Here is a 23,348-nt window from a genome sequence, read left to right as displayed (position 1 = left end):
GCTTTTTAGCGGCCTTGCAGCGATAATGCTTGCGCGCTGCCGCGTTTTGCGTTGTATCGCCAGAGCGATATAGCAAGAAAAACCGCAAGCAATGCGGTGAATGGAATTTGCAGTGCGCTGCGCCCGGTCGGATGCGGGTTCGCTGCAAGCATAAACCGGGGAAATGTTTCAGGTGGCAGGAACACCGGAAGCGAACTCAGAACAAACCGGTCGTGACTGAAGCTGGCCGAGCGGAACACCCGGATTTCCGGTTTCCGCAACGCCGATGATCGATGCCGCGCTGAAGCGGAAATCGTTCGTTTGGTCACGGCGAGAAACAAGGAATGACATTGTGAGTCAGATCGCCTTCTGGGGTGCGGTCGAATTGGGCCTCGTCTTTGCATTTGTAGCCATCGGCGTCTATCTGGCGTTCCGTGTCCTCGATTTCCCCGATCTGACGGTTGACGGTTCGTTTCCGCTGGGCGCCGCCGTAACCGGCGTGCTGATCCTTGGAGGCATGAATCCATGGCTCGCCGCGATCATCGCCATGATTGCCGGTGCCGCCGCCGGGCTCGTGACCGCGACGCTGAATGTGCGCTTCAAGATTCTCAATCTTCTTGCCTCCATTCTGACCATGATCGCGCTGTTCTCGGTCAATCTGCGCGTCATGGGCGCGCCCAATATTTCCCTCATCAGCCAGGACACCATGCTGACGCCGTTCTTCGGCCACGGCATCCCCGAATATTATGTGCGTCCGCTGTTCCTGTTCGTGCTGGTTGCCATCGCAGTGTTCATCGTCTGGCGCTTTCTGGAAAGCGACATGGGGCTTGCCATGCGCGCAACCGGCGCCAATCCGAAAATGGCGCGCGCGCAGGGCGTCCGCACCGACCGGCAGATCTATCTCGGCATGGCGCTCTCCAACGCTCTGGTGGCGCTTGGCGGCGCGCTCTTCGCGCAGACCAACGGTTTTGCCGATGTGACCTCGGGGGCCGGCACCATCGTGGTTGGTCTTGCGGCGGTCATCATCGGTGAAACGCTGCTGCGCAGCCGGTTCATCCTGGTCATCCTGCTTGGCTGCGTGCTCGGTTCGATCATCTATCGCATCGCCATCCAGTTTGCGCTTTCCAAGGGATCGGCATTCGGCTTGCAGGCATCCGATCTCAACATCGCGACCGCCCTTCTCGTCACCTTCGCCCTGATATTGCCGCGCCTGCGTCGCGGAGGAGCATCGGCATGATCGAACTTTCCAATCTCGATGTCGTCTTCGGTCGCGGCACTCCGCTTGAAAAACAGGTCCTGAACAAGATCAGCCTGACCATGGACAAGGGCTCATTCGTCACCGTCATCGGGTCGAACGGTGCCGGCAAATCGACCATGCTCGGCGTTCTTGCTGGCGATGTGATCCCCACCGGCGGCAAGGTCGTCATCGCCGGGCAGGACGTGACCCGCAAATCCACCGCCGACCGCGCCGGGCTGGTGGCCCGTGTGTTCCAGGATCCGCTGGCCGGAAGCTGCGGCACGCTGACCATCGAGGAAAACCTTGCGCTGGCAGCTTCGCGCGGCAAGTCGCGCGGCCTCACCCACGCGCTCAATTCCAAACGCCGCGCCTGGTTCCGCGAGCGGGTGGCAAGCCTCAATCTCGGGCTTGAAAACCGCATGCATGACCGCATGGAGCTCTTGTCCGGCGGCCAGCGTCAGGCCCTGTCGCTCATCATGGCGACCCTTTCCGGCTCGGAGGTTCTGCTGCTCGACGAACACACGGCGGCCCTTGATCCCGGCATGGCCGAATTCGTCATGGAACTGACCCGCACGCTGATTGCCGAAAACAAGCTGACCGCGCTGATGGTCACGCACTCCATGCGTCAGGCGCTCGATTATGGCGACCGGACGATCATGCTGCACGGTGGCAAGATCCTGCTCGATGTCACCGGCGACAAGCGCAAGACGCTGGGCGTCGAGGACCTCATCGACATGTTCCGCAAGGTGCGCGGCCAGACGCTGGACGATGATGCGCTGCTGATCGAATAGGACATGCTCAAACAAAACTCAGGTTTTGCAAACAGCTTTGTTTCCCAGCCGTCGTTCAGTTTGAGCGGCGGCTGTTTTGTTTGAAGGCGAATTGCGCTAGTGAGTTTGCATGGCGCAGAAGAAAGCAAATGAAGTCGATAGTTTTCTGGCAAGACCGACGAGCTCTTTCCCGGTCGTGCTGCTTTACGGCCCCGACAAGGGGCTGGTGAGCGAACGTGCGCGCCGTTTTGCCGAAGCCAGCAAATTGCCGCTGGATGACCCGTTTGCCGTCATTCGCATGGAAGCCGACGAAATCGAGGCCGATCCGGCGAAACTCGCCGACGAAGCCCGCACCATCTCCATGTTCGGCGGACAGCGCCTGATCTGGATCAAGAATGCTGCTGGCCAGAAGAAGCTTGCCGAAGCGATCAAGCTGCTTGCGACCGAGCCGCCGCAGGAAACATTCGTTCTGGTGGAAGCGGGCGATCTGAAGAAGGGTGCGGGTTTGCGCAGCGCCGTCGAAAACGCGCCAGCGGGCATGGCGCTCCCCTGCTATTCCGACGACAGCCGCGGCATCGATGGCGTCATCGATGACGTTCTGGCCGAATGGAAAATGCAGATCACGCTCGACGGCCGCCAGCTTCTGCGCGCAAGCCTTGGCGGCGATCGTCTTGCCACACGCGGCGAACTGGAAAAGCTCTGCCTTTATGCACGCGGCAAGGAACGCATCGATATCGATGACGTGCGCGAAGCGGTGGGCGATGTCGCGGGCCTTTCCACCGACGAGGTGATCGACGCGGTTCTCGCTGGCGACCTGCCGCGTTTTGAAATTTCCTTTGATCGCGTCGTGAAATCCGGCACGGGACCCTTTCTGCTGCTCAACACGGCGATGCGCCAGTTCCAGCAGGTGCAGACATTGCGTCATATTGCCGACACCGAGCGCAAAAGCGCCTCCGTGGTGGTGGCTGCAGCCCGCCCGCCGATCTTCTTCAACCGCAAGAAACTGATCGAGAATGCCGTCAGCCGCTGGAGCGGGGAAAGCCTTGCGCGCGTCATGGAACGCCTGCAGCGCGCCGTTCTCGAAAGCCGCCAGAATGCGAGCCTCGCCATTCCCATCATTCGCCAGTGCCTGCTGGCAATCAGCGTCGAGTCCCTGCGGAATGGGCGCCGATAACAGAGCATTTCCAGCAAAAGTGCGAAGCGGTTTTTACGTTGGATAATGCGTAAAAACAAATGGATAGAGCATTCCCACTGGCGATACAGGAAATGATCTATCAATCACTTCAAGTATTTTTTCAAATGAACGAAAAAAGCTCGCCGCCAATATGGCAACGAGCTTTCACCATTATCTATTGTTTTGAAAATCAGCTCTGGAGACGGCGGCAAATCTCGTCGAGTTGCTCAAGAGAACTGTAGCGTATCTTGACCTCTCCACCGCGATCACGATGATTGATTTCAACCTTCATGCCGGTAACATCGGAAAGCAGCTTTTCCAGCGCCTTGGTGTCGGCGTCCTTTTCAACCGGGCCCGGCTTGGCCGGCCTGGCATTGGCTTCGCCACGGGCTTCCGCCTGCGCCAGCGCCTCGACCTGACGGACCGACAGACCATCCTTGACGATCCGTTCCGCCATTGCGGTCGGGTTCTCCATCGTGATGAGGCTTCGCGCATGACCTGCCGAAAGCGCTCCATCGACAATGAAATCCTGCACGGGCTGCGGCAGCTTCAACAGGCGCAGCGTGTTGGCGACATGGCTGCGGCTTTTGCCGATGACCTGCGCCAGATCGTTCTGCGTATAGTCGTGATTGTCGATAAGCTGTTGATATCCAAGCGCTTCTTCAACCGCATTCAGGTCGGCGCGCTGCACGTTTTCGATGATGGCGATCTCAAGTGCCACGCGGTCATCGACGTCGCGAACGATCACCGGGATCGTATCGACACCGGCCCGCTGCGATGCGCGCCAGCGGCGTTCACCGGCAATCAGCTCGAACCGGTCGGGCTGACCGGGTGCGGGGCGCACGACGATCGGCTGCACGACACCGTGTTCCTTGATCGACTGCGCCAGATCCTCCAGCTCGCCTTCTGAAAACATGCGGCGCGGATTGCGCGGGTTGCGCGTGACGAACTCAATCGGGACGTTCCGTTCAATGGGAACGGGCGCCTTGCGCTCTTCCACAGGGCGGTCGATTTCACCGATCAGCGCCGCTAATCCGCGGCCAAGGCGCTTTTTTGAAGGATCGTCGTTCATCGCTCGGCTTATTCCTGATTGTTTCGTCGTCGAATCGATCTGGAGCGGCTTCTTTAGTTAAATCGCCCCAAGGTGTTGTTTGCGCATGATTTTATCCGAAAACCGTTCCCACTTTTCGGAACCATGCTCTATGCTGCCTGTAACTGCCGCTCGCGCTGGATGACTTCCGATGCGAGTTGCAAATAAGCCTGGCTACCGGCGCATTTCAGATCGTAGAGAATTGCCGGTTTTCCATGCGAAGGCGCTTCCGAAACGCGCACATTGCGTGGAATGACGGTACGATAGACCTTCTCGCCCATAAAGGCGCGAACGTCATCCACCACCTGCGCCGCGAGATTGTTGCGGCTGTCGAACATCGTCAGCACAATACCCTGAATCGAAAGCTCGGGATTGATTGTCGAGCGGACCTGATCGACCGTCTGCAAAAGCTGGCTCAAGCCTTCCAGCGCAAAAAATTCACATTGCAGCGGAACCAGAACGGAATCGGCGGCAGCCATCGCATTCAATGTCAGAAGATTGAGCGAAGGCGGGCAATCGACCAGCACATATGAAAAGCGTTCGGCCACGGCGGAATCGAAGCGCAAAGCGTCGCGCAAGCGCCGCGTGCGGTCGGCTGACTGGGCAATCTCCATTTCGATACCAAGCAGATCGAGCGTCGACGGCACGATGTGGAGATTTGGGACATCTGTCGGCATGGCGGCATCGGGCACCGAAGCTTCCTGCGTCAGCACATCATAGGAGGACAGAGGCCGATTGCGACGATCGATACCAAGACCGGTGCTGGCATTACCCTGCGGATCGAGATCGACAATCAGTACGGTCTCGCCAATCGCTGCCAATGCCGTAGCCAGATTGATGGCAGTGGTCGTCTTGCCCACGCCGCCTTTCTGGTTTGCAATGGTTATGATCCTGGACATTTTGTTCATCACCGTCGCCTTGCTGCTGTCCGCCCGTTCGAAATTTCCACTATTCAGGCGCCTTTGCGCCGAAGATTGGTGATTTCGAGTATGACCGAAGCCTGATCGATAGCACTTTGATGTTGTACCAGATCGAAACTCCAACCGACACGGCTTTCATCGATCTCGCGCAGATAATCCCGACCTTTTTGGAAAAGGGCTTTTGCGCCCTTGCTCAGCCATGGCTCTGTCAGGCCGAAAAGATCATCGAGCGAAGCCAATGCCCGCGCAGTGACCACATCCGGCGTCTCGATCTTCTGCCACATCGTTTCAATACGCGCCGAATGAACCCGTGCCGGGACATTCAAATGTCCCGCAGCGGTGCGCAGGAACGCCGCCTTTTTCCCGGCGCTTTCGATGAGATCGATAGCGCCGCCCGGCTGCTCCGCAAGAAAACAGGCCGTCACGATGCCGGGAAAACCGCCACCGGATCCGATATCCAGCCAGTTTCGAGCGTCTCTCGCCAGCGGAAAAAGCTGTGCACTGTCCAGAATATGGCGCGTCCAAAGCTCGTTCAAAGTGGAAGGCGATGCAAGATTGATCGCCTTGGACCATTTGCGAAACAGCTCTTCAAAGGCGATCAAACGGTCCGCTGTTTCACGTGAAACAGCGGGTACGATTGCTTTCAGGCTTTCAAAGCGGGTATCGGCGCTCATGCAGCGCCCTGCCCTTCGATGAGTTCTGCAGCCGCCTTATTGCGATAACCGAACTTCTTGATCTGCGCGATAAGAAGCGCCAGCGCTGCTGGCGTCATCCCGTCGACCCGCTGTGCCTCGGCAATCGTTTCCGGCTTGCGCTGCTTGAGCTTGTGCTTCAACTCATTGGAAAGACCGGATATTCCGTCAATGTCCAACCCAGCTGGTATGAGCAGCTGTTCCTCGCGCTCCATGACCGCGATGTCGCTTTTCTGCCGATCCATATAGACGGCATATTGCGCTTCGATTTCCAGAGCTTCCCGCGCTGTCGGATCGATGGCGTCCAGTTCGGGCCAGATCGGCATCAACCGGTCCAGATCGATTTCGGGATAGGACAGGAGATCATAGGCCGACCGGCGAACTCCGTCCTGATTAAGATGCAGATCATATTGCTTGGCGAGATTGGGCGTAATCGTCAGCGACTGGCTCAGCGCCCGCGCCTTGCTCAAGGCCCCTTCGCGGGCTTCAAAGCGTTCCTTGCGGGCGTGTCCCAATATGCCAAGCCGATCCGCCAGCGGTGTGAGACGCTGATCGGCATTATCCGCGCGAAGCGACAGGCGGAACTCGGCCCGCGAGGTAAACATGCGATAGGGTTCGCTAACCCCGCGCGAGGTCAGGTCGTCAACCATCACGCCAATATAGGCTTCGGTGCGCTGGATAATGACGGGCTCGCCGCCAGAAGCACGACGCGCAGCATTGATCCCAGCGAGCAATCCTTGCGCGCCCGCTTCTTCGTAACCGGTCGTGCCGTTGATCTGCCCGGCCAGAAACAGGCCGATGACTTTACGGGTTTCAAGGCTGCGCTTCAGTTCGCGCGGATCGATGAAATCATATTCGATCGCATAGCCGGGTTGCAGCATAACCGCCTTTTCAAGCCCCGGTATCGTCTTCAATATGTCGAGTTGCACGTCTTCCGGCAGTGAAGTCGAAATACCGTTTGGATAGACCGTATCGTCGTCCAGCCCTTCCGGCTCCAGGAATATCTGATGGCCGTCACGGTCGCCAAACTTGACGATCTTGTCTTCCACAGACGGACAATAACGCGGCCCAATACCCTCGATCGAACCCGAATACATGGCAGAGCGATGCAGATTGGCGCGAATGATAGCGTGGGTTTCCGGCGTTGTCCGGGTGATGCCACAATCGATCTGCGGCGTGGTGATGCGATCCGTCAGAAGCGAAAACGGCACCGGGTCCTCATCGGCAGACTGCATGTCCAGGCTCTGCCAATCGATGGTGCGGCCATCCAGTCGCGGCGGCGTGCCGGTCTTGAGCCGCCCGAGCGCGAAACCAAAGGATGTGAGACGTTCGGAAAGCCCAAGCGCAGGCTTTTCACCCATGCGGCCAGCCGGAATCTTCTTCTCGCCGATATGGATCAACCCATTCAGGAACGTGCCTGTCGTCAGGACGACAGCGCCGCATGTCAGGGTTCGCCCATCGGACAGAATGACACCGGTGATGCGCCCATCCTGCTCCAGCAGATCATGGGCGCCGCCCTCGACCACCGACAGATTGTCCTGCGCGGCGATCATCTTCTGCATGGCAAGCCGATAAAGCTTGCGGTCTGCCTGGGTGCGAGGGCCGCGAACGGCTGGGCCCTTCCGGCGATTCAAAAGGCGGAACTGTATGCCGGCTTCGTCAGCGACACGGCCCATCAAGCCATCAAGCGCATCGATCTCGCGCACGAGGTGGCCCTTCCCCAATCCGCCAATCGCAGGATTGCAGGACATAACGCCAATAGTATCAAAGCGATGCGTCACCAGCGCGGTCCGGGCGCCAGCGCGCGCAGCAGCGGAAGCCGCCTCGCATCCCGCGTGGCCGCCGCCGATTATAATGACATCAAAGACTGTGGCTTCGGTCGAACTCATGAGGTTCATCCTGACGCAACTCGAATCCGTTTCAGAAAGATGTCTCTTTGCCACGAATGGACTTCAAACGGAAGACCCAATCGGCTGACGGTGCGATCAAATCCCGGCGATGGCTCGACTCATGAATGAATGAGCGAGTCAATCGCTCCGGCGAGATTCCACAGATGTTTCACGTGAAACAATCTTCAGTGCCGGTCATGCACCTGTTTCACGTGAATCATTTGCCGATGCAGAACTGGGAGAAAATGACGTCAAGTATCTCTTCCACATCAACATCGCCGGTGATGCGTCCGAGATATTGCGACGCCAAGCGCATATTTTCTGCGCGTAGCTCGAGAGGGAAATTGGTCCCGTTCAATGCCCTGTCGATCTCCGCGACAGTGGATCGCAAAAGGCTGATATGCCTTTGCCGCGTAGGAACTGCGTCCTCGATCTGCCCAATCTGGGCTTCTGCAAAGCTTTGCAGATCCGTGAGTAAGCCGTCCAGACCTTCGCCTGTTCTTGTCGAGATGCGGTAGGACCACCCGCCATCGGCCTTTTCGCTGAGGTCAGCTTTAGTACCGACCGTCCAGAGCGTTGCGGGCGTTTCATCCGTTCCAATCGCGACGGGGTCGTTCATATCTTCAAGCAGCAAAACCAGATCGGCATCGGCCATGCGGGCGCGGGCGCGTTCAATGCCGATTTTCTCGACCACGCTTTCCGTTTCGCGCAGGCCTGCCGTGTCCGTCACATAGACCGGAATGCCTCCAAGATCGAGCTTGACCTCCAGAAGGTCGCGGGTCGTGCCCGCTTCTTCCGATATGATCGCGACTTCGCGGCCAGCCAGGAAATTCAACAGGCTGGATTTACCGGCATTGGGTGCGCCGACAATAACGACATGCAGCCCATCGCGCAGCATGGAAGCGCGTTTGCCGCTCGCAATATGGTTCTCGATCTCTGTCCTGAGCAGCGCGAGTGATTGCCAGACCTGCTCCGAGACTGATCCCGGCACATCGCTTTCATCGGCGAAATCAAGTTCCGCTTCGATAAAGGCACGGGCACGCAAAAGACGCTGTCGCCATTCCGTATAAAGCTCGCGCTGCGTACCGGAAGCGACGTGCAGGGCAAGCCGTCTTTGTCCCTCGGTTTCCGCTGCAATCAGATCGGCCAGACCTTCGGCAATGGTCAGATCCATCTTGCCATTGGAAAACGCCCTTCGGGTAAACTCTCCGGCTTCCGCTATCCGGCATCCGGCGATTTCTCCAAGCTCCGCCAAGAGCCTTTCGACGACGGCCTTGCCGCCATGCGCATGAAATTCGGCGCAGTCCTCACCGGTAAAGCTGTTCGGACCAGGGAAAAAGAGCACCAGGCCGTGATCAATCGGATCACCATTACGGGCACGGAACAGCTTATAGGCCGCGTGACGCGGCGCGGGTAAGACGCCAATTATCGTTTCGAGTACGAATCGAACTCGTGGACCGGAGATACGCACGACAGCGACGCCAGACGGCAGACGCCCGCTCGACAAAGCAAAAATCGTATCTTGAGGGAAAGCGATCTCGCTCATTCCGTTTCCTGACCTATAATCATAAGGACAATGCAGCCAACGCGTGCTGAAGGAATGGCATATTCATTCGCACAGTGAAAGAAAAGCCTTATGACAGAGTTCGACCGCAACGCCCTCGCTGGCAGCAACCGCCTTGCCGATGAACCGAGCGCCTATCTGCGCCAGCATGCCGATAATCCCGTTCACTGGCAGCCCTGGGGCAGGCAAGCGCTGGATGCTGCGAAGGAGCTGGACCGGCCCATTCTGCTTTCGGTCGGCTATGCTGCCTGCCACTGGTGCCATGTCATGGCGCATGAGTCTTTTGAAGACCCGGATGTAGCCGCGGTGATGAACGCCCTCTTCGTCAATGTGAAGGTGGACCGTGAGGAACGGCCCGACATAGACCAGATCTATATGGCGGCACTGGGAGCAATGGGGCAGCAGGGCGGGTGGCCGCTCACCATGTTTCTGCGCCCCGATGGGAAACCCTTCTGGGGCGGCACTTACTTCCCCCGGCACAAGCGCTACAACATGCCGGGTTTCGTTGATGTGCTGCACGCGGTCAATAATCTCTGGGACAAGGATAAAGAGAAAATTAACCACAATGCGCAAGCCGTGTTCGACCATCTGGAAGGCAGGCTTGCGGCGGAGATCGCCCCGGTTACGAACGAGGTGGAGCGGTTTGACGAGATCGCTCAACGCATAGGCAGCCTGATCGATCCGGTGCGCGGCGGGATCGAAGGAGCGCCAAAGTTCCCGAATGCGCCTTTCATGGACAATCTGTGGCTCTCGTGGCTCTATGGCCGCAATGAAACGCATCGCGACAATTTTCTCCTTTCGCTGAAAGTGATGCTGCAAGGCGGTATATATGACCATCTGGGTGGCGGGCTCTGCCGCTATTCCACGGACGCCGAATGGCTGGTGCCCCATTTTGAAAAAATGCTCTACGACAATGCGCAATTCATTCGCCATGCGACTTACGCTTTCGCCGAGACGGGAAATGATTTGTTTCGTTTGCGAATCGAAGAGACGGTTGATTGGCTGAACCGGGAAATGCGCCTGTCCGATGGCAGTTTTGCCTCCAGTCTCGATGCCGATAGCGAGGGCGAAGAAGGACGCTTTTACGTCTGGAGCGAACAGGAGATCGATGAGGCGCTCCGCGACGACAGTAAAGCCTTCAAGGACTTTTACGGTGTGACGCCGGGCGGAAACTGGGAAGGCCACAACATCCTGAACCGCCTGCATGCGGTCGATGACTGCGCTATCCTGCCCCCGATGATAGAAGCGTCACGCCAAAAGCTGCTTGCGCGTCGCGAATTGCGGACACGCCCCGGACGGGATGAGAAGGCGCTGACCGACTGGAACGGGCTCGCCATCCGAGCGCTGGCCGAAGCAGGCCGCAGCTTCGGCAGGCAGGACTGGATCAATCTGGCGGTCGACGCCTATCGCGCCATAATGAGCAGTTTCCGCGATGGCCGCATCGCCCATTGCCGCATGGAAAACTCGCTTCTCTACCCTGCCCTTTCGACCGATTATGCATCGATGATCAACGCGGCCATCGCCCTTCATGAAGCAACGAGCGAGCGGTCCTATATTGATGACGCGTTGAAGTTCAAGCAGGCGCTCGATGAAGCTCACAAGGATGGCACCGGGAATTATCGCCTCTCGGCGCTGGACGCTGATGACGTCATCCTGCACGCCTATGGCGACTATGACGAAGCGATACCGAGCGCGACCAGCCAGATCATCGAAGCGCTGACCCGGCTGTTTCTGGCGACGGGCAATATCGAGCTTTATCAAAGCAATGAGGCGCTGATCGAGCAGGCGCTCGGGCGAGCCCTCGCCCAGCAATATGGGCAGATCGGCATATTGAATGCGGCGCGTTTTGCTGCCGAACCGCTCTCCCTGGTCGTAGCGAGTGAAGACGATGCCGGAGAACTTGTTTCGATGGCGAATCGAAATCCGGACCCGCGCCGTGTCGACAAGTTCGTGCGTTTCGAGCCCGGCAAGCCGATAGAATTGCCCACCGGCGGAACGGCGGAGACGGAGCGTCCGTCAGCCTGGTTCTGCAAGGGGCATGTCTGCCTGCCGCCTGTTGAAAACGCCGACGCGTTGCGGCTATTGCTCGGCAAAACATCGTGAAACAAAAACGCCGCGACGGTTTCCCGCGCGGCGTTTCTGAAACGCTACAATCGAGCAATGTTTAGGTGTTCATCGAATCGAAGAATTCACCATTGCTCTTGGTCTGCTTCAGCTTGTCGATAAGGAATTCGATCGCGTCGGTCGTGCCCATCGGCGCGAGGATACGGCGCAGAACGAAAATCTTCTGCAGATCGGCGCGCGGTACGAGCAGGTCTTCCTTGCGGGTGCCGGACTTGAGAATGTCCATGGCCGGGAAGATACGCTTGTCGGCCACCTTGCGGTCGAGCACGATTTCCGAGTTGCCGGTGCCCTTGAATTCTTCAAAGATCACTTCGTCCATACGGCTGCCCGTATCGATCAGCGCTGTTGCGATGATGGTCAGCGAACCGCCTTCTTCGATATTACGCGCGGCACCGAAGAAACGCTTCGGACGCTGCAATGCGTTGGCATCCACACCGCCGGTGAGAACCTTGCCGGAAGACGGCACAACGGTGTTGTAGGCGCGGCCAAGACGAGTGATCGAATCGAGCAGGATCACGACGTCGCGGCCGTGTTCGACGAGGCGCTTGGCCTTTTCGATGACCATTTCAGCCACCTGAACGTGGCGCGCTGCCGGTTCATCGAAGGTCGAGGAAATCACTTCGCCCTTCACCGAGCGCTGCATGTCGGTCACTTCTTCCGGACGTTCATCGATCAGGAGAACGATCAGATAGCATTCCGGATGATTGGCGGTGATCGAATGGGCGATGTTCTGGAGAAGGACGGTCTTACCGGTGCGGGGCGGAGCGACGATGAGACCGCGCTGGCCCTTGCCGAGCGGCGCCACCAGATCGATGACGCGGGGGGACAGGTCCTTGGAGGTTGGAACTTCCAGCTCCATCTTGAAGCGCTCATTGGGATAGAGCGGCGTCAGATTGTCGAAGTGAACCTTGTGCCGGATTTTTTCCGGATCTTCGAAATTGATCGAGTTGACCTTGAGCAGCGCGAAATAACGTTCGCCTTCCTTGGGACCGCGGATCGGCCCTTCGACCGTGTCGCCGGTCTTGAGGGAAAAACGGCGCAGCTGCGAGGGAGAAATATAAATATCGTCAGGACCCGGCAGATAGTTGGCGTCGGCAGAGCGCAGGAAGCCAAATCCATCCTGCAGCACCTCGACGACACCTTCGCCGATGATTTCGACGTCCTGGGCCGCCAGCTTCTTGAGGATCGCGAACATCAGTTCCTGCTTGCGCATGGCGCTCGCGTTTTCGACCTCAAGCGTTTCGGCAAAAGCCAGCAGCTCCACCGGTGTCTTGTTCTTCAGTTCTTGTAGTTTCATTTCCTGCATGGATGAGGAACTCTTTTAAAATGTAGGGAGAAAATGCAGTTGTTCGGAAAGGTGGCCACATGAAGTTGTGACCGGCATCGAAGGCCTGCTGTCTTGAAGGGAAGAGGCTTACTACATACTGATTTGCAGCATGGAGAGCAAGTCTCATGTAGGGATAGCGCGAAATTTCTGCAACAGAAAAATGGCAGAAACCGGGTCGTGTGGTGCATTTGAAGTCATCTTGCCCATAAAAGGACAGGTCATCGATAACTTCAAATCCGCAAACCACACGAATTCAGGGTGTTGCCGGTGCGGTTTTTGAAACCGGAATTTCCATTTTCACGGGCAATCTTCAAGAAAATTCCGGTTTCATCACACTGGCGGGGTTTCTTGTTGAAGCCGTTTTCTGATCAGAACGGCTTCACGATCACCAGTATGACGATCAGGATCATCAGAACTGTCGGCACTTCATTGATGATTCGCCAGTGCTTTGCCGAGCGTGTGTTGCGGTCTTCCGCAAAAAGCCGCGTGGATTTCGACAGATAGCCATGCAGGCCGGACATCAGCACGACCAGCAGCAGCTTGGCATGCAGCCAGCCGCCCTGAAAACCATAGATTTCCCACGCCATCCACAGGCCGGCGATCCAGGTCACGATCATGGCCGGGTTGATGATGAAGCGCAAAAGCCGCTTTTCCATCACCTTGAAGGTTTCCGATGTTTCGGAACCGGGTTTCGCGGCGGTGTGATAGACAAAAAGGCGCGGCAGATAGAGCATGCCCGCCATCCATGCGATGACCGCGATCACGTGCAGCGATTTGACCCAGAGATAGGCGTCGGCTGGATTCACGTGAAACAATGCCCAGACGCCGAGCGCCACCACGACGAGCGCGACGACGGTGCGAATGGCTACTGCCGAACCGCGATTTTCCGGAGCTGTCTGGCTCATGATTTTCCTCCGCGAATACGGTCGATCATGCGTTGCACGTTTTCAACAGGCGCCTGCGGCGTGATCCCGTGCCCGAGATTGAAGATCAGCGGCCCCTGGCCGAGACGCTCCAGAATGGCGTCCACGCCTTCATCGAGAGCATTGCCGCCGGCCACCACGCGCAACGGATCGAGATTGCCCTGTATCGCGCCCTCGTTCTGGAGGGAAGCGGCAAAGGACAGGGGAACGGACCAGTCGAGACCGAGGGCGTCCACGCCGGTCTTCTCGCGATAGCCTGCATAAAGCATCCCTGCCCCTTTCGGGAAGCCGATGATGCGGGCTTCGGGGTAGACCGCCCTCACCTTCTGGACGATCCGGGCAACGGGCTGGATGCAGAAACGTTCAAAACAGTCCTCGTCCAGAACACCAGACCAGGAATCGAAAATCTGCACCGCATCGGCACCGGCGTCGAGCTGTTCGATGAGATATTCGGCGGAAACATCGGCAAGATCGTTCAGAAGCTTTTCAAAGGCTTCCGGGAAGCGATAGGCGAAAAGACGGGCGGGCGCCTGATCCGGGGTTCCATGACCGGCGATCATATAGGTCGCAACGGTCCAGGGAGCGCCACAGAAGCCGAGCAGCGTGGTTTCGTCGGGCAACTGCTCGCGCAGCAGCCGAACCGTCTCATAGACCGGCTCCAGCCTTTTGGCGACGCCTTCGGTCTCAAGCCAGAAAATCTCGTCGGCATCGATCGGCGTCATCAAGGGTCCCCTGCCTTCTTCAAAGCGAAGGTCGCGTCCAAGGGCATGGGGGATGACGAGAATGTCGGAAAACAGGATGGCTGCATCAAAGCCAAACCGGCGGATCGGCTGAAGCGTCACTTCGACAGCCAGATCGGGCGAATAGCAGAGGTCGAGAAAGCTCCCGGCCTTTTTCCGCGTCTCGCGATATTCGGGAAGATAGCGTCCGGCCTGGCGCATCATCCAGATGGGCGGTGGGAAGATCGCTTCACCGTCGATCACTCTCAAGACTTTGCGCTTCATGTCTTTTCCATTCCACCCTGTGTGTTGCCTCAACCGTCCTTGGTCTGAAACTTATCCAATGCGGTTCTCATAAAGAAAGGATGATTCAGGAATCTTTTGATTCTTAGAGTCTGTTGGAATCGGGGATTAAGGTCTGTCCTGTTTTTCCCCACAGTTTCCATGCGGTCATGTCATCCTGTGCAATCATTCACCGATAGTCTGACCAAAAACAATGAAAACTCAATTCCCTCTTTTAATATAAGAGGTTACCAATTGACGCAGTTCATGCGCATTTGTGGAAAAGCTGGGAATAAAGGCGGGCTTTCGTGGATTCGTGAGTCTTGTCCACATTTGTTGATGATCGCTCGCCACATGTTCGCCCGCTGTGGATGACTTGCCAAGTTTCCCACGGCCTGCCATGGCTTGTGGAAGACGTTCGGCCTTTACGCACAGCCGTCAACAGGAGGGCAACAAAACTGTGACCAGACCGCTTTCCTACTTTCATCTTCATCTGATTTCTGATGCGACCGGAGAGACTCTCCTGGCGGCGGGCCGTGCGGCAGCGGCGCAATATGCCAATGCGCGCGCCATCGAGCACATCTACCCGCTGATCCGCACCGAAAAGCAGCTGCGCAAGGTTCTCGAAGGCATCGATGCGGAGCCGGGCATCGTTCTCTACACGATCGTGGACCAGAAACTGGCGGCGATCATCGACGAATCCTGCGCCGAAATGGGCGTGCCGAGCGTTTCCGTGCTGGAGCCGGTGCTCAATACGTTCCAATCCTATCTCGGCGCGCCGGCGCATCGCCGTGCGAGCGCGCAGCATGTCCTCAATGCTGATTATTTCCGGCGGATCGACGCGCTCAATTTCACGATGGAACATGATGACGGGCAATTGCCCTTCGATATAGAGGAAGCCGACGTCATTCTGGTCGGCATTTCGCGCACGTCCAAGACGCCGACGAGCATCTATCTGGCCAATCGCGGCATCAAGGCCACCAATGTTCCGATCGTGCTCGGCATTCCCCTGCCCGAAGTGCTTTTCACGACGAAACGACCATTGATCGTGGGGCTGGTCGCGACGGCCGAACGGATTTCGCAAATCCGCCAGAACCGGCCGCTCGGCAATGTGCCGTCGCTGGATACCGGACTTTATACGGACCGCGTTTCCATCTCGGAAGAACTGGCCTATGCGCGTAATATATGCAATCGGCACGGCTGGCCGATCATCGATGTGTCGCGCCGGTCGATTGAGGAAACCGCGGCGGCTATCCTCGCTTTGCTGCGCGAAAAGACGAACAGAAGGGATCTCGATCATGTCTGACCTTATCCTCGCCTCCAAAAGCCCTTTCCGTTCGGCCCTGCTGAAAAATGCCGGCATTGAGTTTTCGACGGCAAGCGCGGAGATCGACGAGCGCGCGGTGGAGGCTCCGCTTTACGAAACGGGCGCCACGCCGGAGGAAGTCGCGCAGGTTCTGGCCGAGGCGAAGGCGCTCGATGTGAGCGAGAAGAACCCAGGCGCGGTGGTGATCGGCTGCGACCAGACATTGTCGCTGGGCGACGAGATTTTCCACAAGCCCGCCGACATGGAAGCAGCCCGCCGCCAGCTCCTGAAATTTTCCGGCATGACCCATCAGCTGAACAGCGCCGTCGTGCTGGTGAAGGATGGCGAGACCCTGTGGCGTCACGTTTCGATTGCCCGCATGACGATGCGCGACCTCGATCCGGGCTTTGTCGGGCGCTATCTCGGTCGCGTCGGCGATGCCGCGCTTTCGAGCGTCGGCGCCTATCAGGTCGAAGGTCCCGGCATCCAGCTTTTCGACCGGATCGATGGCGATTATTTCACGATTGTCGGTCTGCCGCTCCTGCCGCTGCTGGCTGAACTGCGGAAGGAAAAACTGATCGATGGCTGATCAAGTCATGAAGAAGGCTTTTGTTACAGGCTTTCCCATAAAACATTCGCGCTCGCCGCTGATCCACGGTTTCTGGCTCGCCGAACTGGGGATTGACGGTTCTTATGAGGCGGTAGAGGTGAAGCCCGAGGACTTTGCCGCCTTCGCTTCCTCGCTTGCCGCAAACGGTTTTGCCGGTGGCAATGTTACCATTCCGCACAAGGAAGCAGCCTTTGCCGCCGTGGAAAGTCTGGACGACGCTGCCAGGGCCATCGGCGCGGTCAACACGCTCTGGCTCGAAAACGGCAGGCTTCATGGCGGCAATACGGATGCTTACGGATTTGCCGCCAATCTCGATGCATCGGCTCCCGGCTGGGACAAGGCCGGCAGCGCCCTCGTTCTGGGTGCTGGCGGCGCAAGCCGGGCAATCGTCCATGCACTTTTGACGCGCGGCTTCACGAAAGTCGCCATCGTCAATCGCACTGTGAGCCGGGCGGAGGATCTCGCTGCCCATTTCGGACCGCGTGTCTCGGCGCATGGCTGGGACGCGGCACAGGATCTGGTTTCGGACGCCGGGCTGATCGTCAACACGACATCGCTCGGCATGAGCGGCCATGACGAGGGCGAGACCTTCCCGCTCGATCTCGGCAAGACGTCACCAAAGGCGGTCGCCACCGATATTGTTTATGTGCCGCTCCAGACGCCCTTCCTGAAGAAAGCCGAAGAGGCCGGACTAACAACCGTGGACGGGCTTGGCATGCTGCTGCATCAGGCCGTTCCGGGCTTCGAGCGCTGGTTCGGCAAAAGGCCGCAAGTGACGAAAGCCCTGCGTGAGCATATTCTGGCAGATATGGAAAAGGCAGGCGCTCTGGTATCTGAATCAAAAAGCGTCAGGCCGTCGTGAAATGGCTATCTTGGAACAGACAGCATGATCATCCTTGGACTAACCGGCTCCATAGGGATGGGTAAAACAACGGCGGCGAACATGTTCGCCGAATCCGGTGTGCCGATCTATAGCGCCGACGACGCGGTGCATCGCCTTTATTCCGGCCGCGCGGCGCCGCTGATCGAGGCTGCGTTTCCGGGCACTGTCGAAAACGGTTCGGTCAATCGGGAAAAGCTTTCCGCTGCCGTCATCGGAAAACCGGAAGCCCTGAAAAGACTGGAAGCCATTGTTCATCCGCTGGTGCGGGAGGAAGAGGAAGCCTTTCGCCGCAATGCGCGGGAAACGGGCGCGCCGCTGGCGCTGATCGACATTCCGCTGCTTTTCGAAACCGGCGGCGACAAGCGTGTGGACAAGATCGTGGTCGTCTCCGCCCCCGCCGAGGTACAGCGCCCGCGCGTGCTGGCACGACCGGGCATGAGCGAGGAAAAGCTCGATGCCATTCTCGCCCGCCAGACGCCGGATGCCGAAAAGCGCGCAAGGGCAGATTTCATCATCGATACGAGCGGCAGTTTCGACAATCTGCGCCGCCAGATTAACGAGATCATTGCCGAATTGAGTGGAAAGCCGGCAGTCACTGCGCAATGACCGGCAGCGCCATGCTATAGCTATACGAGATTTTTCCCGAGAGGTTCTTCAATGCGTGAAATCGTTTTCGATACGGAAACCACCGGTCTGGAAAGACTGGAGGACCGCGTGATCGAAATCGGCGGCGTGGAACTGATCAACAAGTTTCCCGCAGGCCGCACTTTCCATAAATACATCAACCCGCAGGGGCGCCAGGTTCATGCCGAGGCGCTTGCGGTGCACGGCATCAGCAACGAACAATTGCTGGACAAGCCGACATTCGCGGAAATTCTGGACGAGTTTCTCGAATTTTTCGACGGCGCGAAGCTCGTCGCGCATAATGCCATGTTCGACCTTGGCTTCATCAATGCCGAACTGGCGCGGCTCGGACAGGCGGAAATCCAGGTGGAACGCGTTGTCGATACTCTGGCGCTTGCCCGCCGCAAGCACCCGATGGGGCCCAACTCGCTCGACGCTTTGTGCAAACGCTACGGCATCGAGAACGGCCACCGCACCCTGCACGGGGCCTTGCTCGATTCCGAGATATTGGCGGAAGTCTATATCGAGCTGATCGGCGGCAAGCAGACGGCGCTTGGCCTCAGCATCGGGGGAACCGCAAGCGGCAGCAATGCAGGGGACAGCGGCGCGGCCATCATCCTTGCAGCGCGCCCAAGGCCGCTTGCCCCGCGCATTTCCGATGAGGAACGCGCGGCCCACGCGGCACTTGTGGCCAGGCTCGGCGACAAGGCCATCTGGAAGAAATATCTGTCCTAGAGCATTTCCAGCAAAAGTGTGAAACGTCTGCGCGGGGAAATCAGTTCACTGGACTGATTTCTTATGCCGCTTCGATGCGTTGGATAATGCGATAAAACAAATAGTTAGAGCATTTCCAGCAAAAGTGTGAAACGGTTTTGCGTTGGATAATGCGACAAAACAAATAGTCAGAGCGGTTCCGCGATTCCTTTTTCACTGGAACCGCTCAAAACCCCCAAACGAAAAAGCCCGGTCGAAACCGGGCTTTTTGCTTGATGAAGCCTGCGATCAGCTCTTCACGGCGGACTTGGCCTGTTCTTCGGCCATACGGCTCTGGAACATCTGCGCGAAATCGATCGGGTCGATCATCAGCGGCGGGTAGCCGCCATTGCGCGTTGCGTCGGCGATGATCTGGCGCGCGAACGGAAACAGGAGGCGCGGGCATTCGATGAACAGAAGCGGCAGCATGTGCTCCTGCGGGATGCCCTGAATGCGGAACACGCCGCCATAGACGAGTTCGGTGTTGAAGAGGACGTCCTTGCCGTCGACAGCCTTGGCTTCCAGCGTCAGCACGACGTCGAAATCCGTTTCGGAAAGCGGATTGGCGTTGACGTTCACGTTGATGTTGATGGACGGCGCCTTTTCGCGCGGGCGCAGCGACAGCGGCGCGCCCGGGCTTTCAAAGGACAGGTCCTTCACATATTGCGCCAGAATGTTGAGGGACGGCTCGGCCGTCGCGCCATTGCCGTTCTTTACTTCGCCCGCGGCCTTATCGCTCATTATCGGTATGCCTTCTATCGGTGATTAAAATTTGGGCCCCTCGGGCACAAGCTGCGCTTGTGCTGCCCCGAAAGGTCGGAATGTTTGGCTAGCATGTGCGCGGGCATGAGGCAAGAAAGGCTTTTTAGGTTAGTATTTGCGTATTCAATGATCCTTGCGATCGTCTTTCCCGGGCAGGTTTTCGTTCGGCCTGGTGGTGTAATCCTCGGGATCGAGATCGATGATATGGTCCTGGCGCGGATTCTGGCCGGGGCGCTGCTGCCCGTAACCGGTCGAATAATGCGTGGACGTGGCGACGACCATGCGGCCGCGCATGAATTTTTCCCACATGAAATCCCGAATGAAGGGAACGAACAGCAGGATGCCGATCGCGCTGCTCACAAAGCCCGGCACGATCAGCAGGATCGCCGCCAGAACCAGCATGGCGCCATGCACCACTTCACGGTCGGGGACGCGCCCGGCTGCCGTTTCGGTGCGAATACGCTGCAAAAGCCCGATGCCCTGCACGCGCAGCAGAAAGAAACCCAGCATTGCGCTCAGAATGACAAGGCCCAGAGTCGCGAAAACGCCGATCTTGCTGCCGACGATGACGAAACCGGCAATTTCGATGAAAGGCATCGCCAGCAGGATGAAAGGGGCGAAAGAGGAGGACACGGAGGTACGACCTTTGTTGTTTGGTTCCGGGTTTCAGTCTAGCCTGAATTGTAACTTTTTGAGGTTCGGAACGAAATTGAAACTGTCTGTCATGCAATATCAAATAGGTACGCGTGATCGGGATTTGAATGATGACGTAAGCCGATCTATATGTATGGAATACAGACAGGGATAGGAAAGGCGCAACGCCGGTTCCTTCAATCAGCGGCAGGCGGCATGGAATTTTTTGATTTTGGCACGATATTCTTCTTCATCGCAGCGGTGATCATCTTTCTCCAGCTGAGGAATGTTCTTGGCCGTCGTACCGGAAACGAAAAACCGCCCTTCGATCCGTATACGTCCGCGCGCAGTGCCGATGCTGCACCGGCAGGCAGCGAGACCGACAATGTCGTCTCCCTCCCGCGTAGGACGGGCGAAAAGGATTTCACCGCCATCGACAAGGCCGCTCCGGCCGGCACGCCCGTCAATGACGGCCTGCGCGCGATTTATGCCGCCGATCCATCGTTCGATCCGGCCAGCTTCGTGGATGGCGTGAAGATCGCCTATGAAATGATCGTGATGTCGTTTGCCGATGGCGATCGCAAGGTTCTGAAGAATCTGCTTTCCAAGGATGTCTATGAAGGGTTCGTTTCGGCCATCGATGAACGCGAGGCCCGCGGCGAGAGCGTGCGTTCATCCTTCGTCGGCATAGACAAGGCGGAAATCACCGCCGCCGAGATGAAGGGATCGGAAGCGCATGTGACGGTCAACATCGTCAGCCAGATGATTTCCTCCACCTATGACAAGGACGGCAAGCTGATCGACGGCGATCCGGAAAACGTCCTCGAAATCAAGGACCTGTGGACCTTTGCCCGCGATACGCGATCACGCGATCCGAACTGGAAGCTTGTCGCGACCGAAGCGGAAGATTAAGAAAAAGCTTGTGAATCGGGCCGCTGACCCAACGCAGCGGCCTTTTTGTTTATGCATGATAGACGGATACGGCGATGAACGGCTTGGCGAGGATTTTGCGCCCGGTGGCTTTTTCCGATTGTCCGGGCTGGAACCGGGACGATCAGTCCGCCGCATTTGCTGCATTTCGCCGTTCAGCCGACCATGCTGCCCGCCAGACCTACAAAAGCGGCAGTCTCGGCATTGGTTTCGAAGCGCTGCAGCCGGTCTTCGCCGCTGCGCGCAGCCTCGACAATCCGGGCGTGGAAGAAGCGCGTGCTTTCTTCGAACGGAATTTTATCCCCTGCCGCATCGTGCCGGATACGGGACAAGGCTTTGTAACCGCATTCTATGAGCCGGAGATCGAAGCTTCGCTTCACGCCGACGACCGTTTCAAGGTGCCGTTCCTGCGCCAGCCGGACGACCTCGTGAAGGTGACGGACGAGAATCGTCCACAGGGTTTCGATCCGTCCTTTGCCTTTGCGCGCCGGACGGAAAACGGTCTGGTGGAATATGACGACCGCCGGGCGATCGAGCGGGGCAGTCTTTCCGGGCGCGGGCTGGAAATCGCTTTCGTCGCCGACCGGGTCGATGCGTTTTTCGCGCATGTGCAGGGTGCAGCGCGTCTGAAACTGCGCGATGGCCGAGTGCTGCGCATTACCTATGCGGCCAAGACCGGCCATCCGTTCACCGGGATTGGCCGCATTCTGGTCGCCGATGGCGAAATCCCGGCTTCTGAAATTTCCATGCAGGCGATCCGCCGCTGGCTGGCGGAACATCCCGAGAGGGCCGATGATCTCATCTGGCAGAACCGGTCCTATATCTTCTTCCGCGAAGCGCCGGTCGACGATCCGGATGCCGGTCCGGTTGCGGCCGCAAAAGTTCCGCTCACCGCCGGGCGTTCGCTTGCCGTCGACAGATTGCTGCACACATTCGGGACGCCGATCCACGTGAGCGCGCCGACGGTCACGGTTTTTGACGGAGAGCCTTTTGCGCGGCTGATGATCGCACAGGATACCGGCACGGCTATCGTCGGCCCTGCCCGGGGTGATCTCTTCGCCGGTTCGGGTGATGCGGCGGGCGAGATCGCCGGCGGCGTGAGGAACGATGCCGAATTCTATGCGCTGGTGCCCCGCACCCTTCTGGGGGCTTGAGCGGGATGGCGCGCGCGACCGACAAGCCGGAAAAGGATTATCTGCGGCCAGAAGACCGCATCTTATGGGAAATGGTCGCGAAAACCGCAAAGCCGCTGGTAAAGCCGAAGGCGGAACCGGACGAGCTTCCCGATTTCAAGACATTGATGGCGGAAGAAGAAAAGCGCCCGGCAAAGGCGAAGGTCCAGCCTGCGGCAGAGGCGGGCAAGCCGAAGAAGGGCCTGTCGGCGCTCAGCGAAATGCAGGTTCAGTCGCTCGACAAGCCGACGCACCGAAAGCTTGCGAAGGGTCGCGTCGATATTGAAGCGCGCATCGACCTGCACGGTCTCACGCAGGGAGAAGCGCACGGCCTGCTCTACGGATTTCTGGTCAGCGCCCATGCGCGCGGGCTGCGCCACGTCATGGTCATCACCGGCAAGGGCCGTTCATTCGGCAGCGAAGGGATTTTGCGGCAGGCGGTGCCGCACTGGTTCTCCACCCCGCTGTTCAGGCTTCTGGTCAGTGCCTATGAGGATGCGGCGCGTCACCATGGCGGGCATGGCGCCCTTTATGTAAGGCTTCGCCGCCAGACCCAGAACACGGCACAGCAGATATTGCCCGGAGGAAACAGGCCGCGATGACGCCATTTGGGATACGCCTGCGCGAGTTGCGGGAAGAGCGGGGGGTGACGCAGAAGGAAATGGCGGCGGCACTTCGCGTTTCACCGGCCTATCTGTCGGCGCTGGAACACGGACGGCGCGGCCAGCCGACCTGGGACCTGCTTCAGCGCATCATCACCTATTTCAACATCATCTGGGACGAGGCGGAAGAGTTGCAGAACCTCGCCGCCGTGTCGCATCCGCGTGTGGTGATCGACACGTCCGGCCTGTCGCCGCAGGCGACGGAGCTTGCCAATCTTCTGGCGCGCAATATCCGCATCATCGACCGCGAGACGATCAAACATCTGAGCGAGGAAATTGAAGCCGCTCGCAAACGCCGCCGGGGAAACAGACCGGCGGGTTGA

Annotated in this window: 24 protein-coding genes; 13 read left to right on the top strand and 11 right to left on the bottom strand. The window is 58.2% G+C overall.

Annotated elements, in window-relative coordinates; all coding sequences use genetic code 11:
* Positions 1-5 precede the first annotated feature (5 nt).
* Complete coding sequence (locus ACS5UA_RS12885; protein ID WP_162713510.1) at positions 6-320, bottom strand: hypothetical protein; 315 nt, start codon at positions 318-320, stop codon at positions 6-8.
* Between the two features lie 11 nt (positions 321-331).
* On the opposite strand from ACS5UA_RS12885, the gene ACS5UA_RS12880 reads away from it, so the two are divergent.
* The 3 genes from ACS5UA_RS12880 to holA all read left to right on the top strand — a co-directional run bounded on the left by ACS5UA_RS12880 (position 332) and on the right by holA (position 3,160).
* Positions 332-1,216, top strand: coding sequence for an ABC transporter permease (locus ACS5UA_RS12880; RefSeq protein WP_006468035.1), 885 nt, complete (start codon positions 332-334; stop codon positions 1,214-1,216).
* Positions 1,213-2,007: an ABC transporter ATP-binding protein gene (locus ACS5UA_RS12875; protein ID WP_006468036.1), complete on the top strand. Its 795-nt coding sequence runs from the start codon at positions 1,213-1,215 to the stop codon at positions 2,005-2,007. The genes ACS5UA_RS12880 and ACS5UA_RS12875 overlap by 4 nt, the downstream gene beginning before the upstream one ends.
* A 109-nt stretch (positions 2,008-2,116) precedes the next feature.
* The gene (gene holA, locus ACS5UA_RS12870; RefSeq protein WP_112671814.1) at positions 2,117-3,160 is read left to right on the top strand and encodes a DNA polymerase III subunit delta; all 1,044 of its coding nucleotides are present in this window, start codon (positions 2,117-2,119) and stop codon (positions 3,158-3,160) included.
* Between the two features lie 190 nt (positions 3,161-3,350).
* Here holA and ACS5UA_RS12865 read toward each other — a convergent pair whose 3' ends face one another.
* From ACS5UA_RS12865 to mnmE, 5 genes are all read right to left on the bottom strand, one after another.
* On the bottom strand, positions 3,351-4,232 hold the full coding sequence (locus ACS5UA_RS12865; protein ID WP_021587536.1) for a ParB/RepB/Spo0J family partition protein: 882 nt from the start codon (positions 4,230-4,232) through the stop codon (positions 3,351-3,353).
* Positions 4,233-4,360: 128 nt separating this feature from the next.
* Positions 4,361-5,158, bottom strand: coding sequence for a ParA family protein (locus ACS5UA_RS12860; RefSeq protein WP_006470999.1), 798 nt, complete (start codon positions 5,156-5,158; stop codon positions 4,361-4,363).
* Positions 5,159-5,202: 44 nt separating this feature from the next.
* Positions 5,203-5,844, bottom strand: a complete 642-nt coding sequence (gene rsmG, locus ACS5UA_RS12855; RefSeq protein ID WP_112671816.1) for a 16S rRNA (guanine(527)-N(7))-methyltransferase RsmG — start codon at positions 5,842-5,844, stop codon at positions 5,203-5,205.
* Entirely contained in the window at positions 5,841-7,751 is a 1,911-nt protein-coding gene (gene mnmG / locus ACS5UA_RS12850) for a tRNA uridine-5-carboxymethylaminomethyl(34) synthesis enzyme MnmG (RefSeq protein WP_112671907.1), read from the bottom strand. The genes rsmG and mnmG overlap by 4 nt, the downstream gene beginning before the upstream one ends.
* 217 nt (positions 7,752-7,968) lie before the next feature.
* Entirely contained in the window at positions 7,969-9,297 is a 1,329-nt protein-coding gene (gene mnmE, locus ACS5UA_RS12845) for a tRNA uridine-5-carboxymethylaminomethyl(34) synthesis GTPase MnmE (protein WP_112671818.1), read from the bottom strand.
* Positions 9,298-9,387: 90 nt separating this feature from the next.
* On the opposite strand from mnmE, the gene ACS5UA_RS12840 reads away from it, so the two are divergent.
* The gene (locus tag ACS5UA_RS12840; protein WP_112671820.1) at positions 9,388-11,418 is read left to right on the top strand and encodes a thioredoxin domain-containing protein; all 2,031 of its coding nucleotides are present in this window, start codon (positions 9,388-9,390) and stop codon (positions 11,416-11,418) included.
* Between the two features lie 61 nt (positions 11,419-11,479).
* On the opposite strand, the gene rho is transcribed toward ACS5UA_RS12840, so the two are convergent.
* From rho to hemE, 3 genes are all read right to left on the bottom strand, one after another.
* A complete protein-coding gene (rho, locus tag ACS5UA_RS12835) occupies positions 11,480-12,745 on the bottom strand; it encodes a transcription termination factor Rho (RefSeq protein WP_006468044.1) in 1,266 nt (421 codons plus the stop codon).
* A gap of 389 nt (positions 12,746-13,134) precedes the next feature.
* Entirely contained in the window at positions 13,135-13,671 is a 537-nt protein-coding gene (gene hemJ / locus ACS5UA_RS12830) for a protoporphyrinogen oxidase HemJ (RefSeq protein WP_021587542.1), read from the bottom strand.
* Positions 13,668-14,693 (bottom strand): uroporphyrinogen decarboxylase, encoded by a 1,026-nt coding sequence (hemE, locus tag ACS5UA_RS12825; protein ID WP_021587543.1) that lies wholly within the window; start codon positions 14,691-14,693, stop codon positions 13,668-13,670. Before hemE ends, hemJ begins: the two co-directional genes overlap by 4 nt.
* Positions 14,694-15,150: 457 nt before the next feature.
* On the opposite strand from hemE, the gene ACS5UA_RS12820 reads away from it, so the two are divergent.
* Genes ACS5UA_RS12820 through dnaQ form a run of 5 tightly spaced genes read left to right on the top strand, consistent with a single transcriptional unit; the run spans position 15,151 to position 18,848 of the window.
* Positions 15,151-15,996 carry a pyruvate, water dikinase regulatory protein gene (locus ACS5UA_RS12820; protein WP_006471003.1) on the top strand — a complete coding sequence of 282 codons (846 nt, stop codon included), beginning with the start codon at positions 15,151-15,153 and terminating at the stop codon, positions 15,994-15,996.
* Positions 15,989-16,585: a Maf-like protein gene (locus ACS5UA_RS12815; protein ID WP_006468048.1), complete on the top strand. Its 597-nt coding sequence runs from the start codon at positions 15,989-15,991 to the stop codon at positions 16,583-16,585. Before ACS5UA_RS12820 ends, ACS5UA_RS12815 begins: the two co-directional genes overlap by 8 nt.
* A complete protein-coding gene (locus ACS5UA_RS12810; protein WP_112671822.1) occupies positions 16,578-17,468 on the top strand; it encodes a shikimate dehydrogenase in 891 nt (296 codons plus the stop codon). The genes ACS5UA_RS12815 and ACS5UA_RS12810 overlap by 8 nt, the downstream gene beginning before the upstream one ends.
* A gap of 24 nt (positions 17,469-17,492) precedes the next feature.
* The gene (gene coaE / locus ACS5UA_RS12805) at positions 17,493-18,095 is read left to right on the top strand and encodes a dephospho-CoA kinase (RefSeq protein WP_112671824.1); all 603 of its coding nucleotides are present in this window, start codon (positions 17,493-17,495) and stop codon (positions 18,093-18,095) included.
* 51 nt (positions 18,096-18,146) lie between these two features.
* Positions 18,147-18,848: a DNA polymerase III subunit epsilon gene (dnaQ, locus tag ACS5UA_RS12800; protein ID WP_443101379.1), complete on the top strand. Its 702-nt coding sequence runs from the start codon at positions 18,147-18,149 to the stop codon at positions 18,846-18,848.
* A gap of 267 nt (positions 18,849-19,115) precedes the next feature.
* Here the strand turns inward: dnaQ and secB are convergent, their stop codons facing one another.
* A complete protein-coding gene (gene secB / locus ACS5UA_RS12795) occupies positions 19,116-19,607 on the bottom strand; it encodes a protein-export chaperone SecB (protein ID WP_006468052.1) in 492 nt (163 codons plus the stop codon).
* A gap of 144 nt (positions 19,608-19,751) precedes the next feature.
* Positions 19,752-20,261 (bottom strand): FxsA family protein, encoded by a 510-nt coding sequence (locus tag ACS5UA_RS12790; RefSeq protein WP_112671826.1) that lies wholly within the window; start codon positions 20,259-20,261, stop codon positions 19,752-19,754.
* 216 nt (positions 20,262-20,477) lie between these two features.
* Between ACS5UA_RS12790 and ACS5UA_RS12785 the strand changes: the two genes are divergently transcribed.
* The 4 genes from ACS5UA_RS12785 (at position 20,478) to ACS5UA_RS12770 (ending at position 23,348) form a co-directional block, all read left to right on the top strand.
* The gene (locus tag ACS5UA_RS12785) at positions 20,478-21,173 is read left to right on the top strand and encodes a Tim44/TimA family putative adaptor protein (protein WP_112671828.1); all 696 of its coding nucleotides are present in this window, start codon (positions 20,478-20,480) and stop codon (positions 21,171-21,173) included.
* 74 nt (positions 21,174-21,247) lie between these two features.
* Positions 21,248-22,345: a murein transglycosylase A gene (mltA, locus tag ACS5UA_RS12780; RefSeq protein WP_112671830.1), complete on the top strand. Its 1,098-nt coding sequence runs from the start codon at positions 21,248-21,250 to the stop codon at positions 22,343-22,345.
* A gap of 5 nt (positions 22,346-22,350) precedes the next feature.
* On the top strand, positions 22,351-22,965 hold the full coding sequence (locus ACS5UA_RS12775; RefSeq protein ID WP_006472845.1) for a Smr/MutS family protein: 615 nt from the start codon (positions 22,351-22,353) through the stop codon (positions 22,963-22,965).
* Entirely contained in the window at positions 22,962-23,348 is a 387-nt protein-coding gene (locus ACS5UA_RS12770) for a helix-turn-helix domain-containing protein (protein WP_006468057.1), read from the top strand. Before ACS5UA_RS12775 ends, ACS5UA_RS12770 begins: the two co-directional genes overlap by 4 nt.

The organism is Brucella sp. RRSP16 (assembly GCF_052246815.1).
GTDB lineage: Bacteria > Pseudomonadota > Alphaproteobacteria > Rhizobiales > Rhizobiaceae > Brucella > Brucella intermedia.
This window is presented reverse-complemented; position numbering and strand designations above follow the sequence as displayed.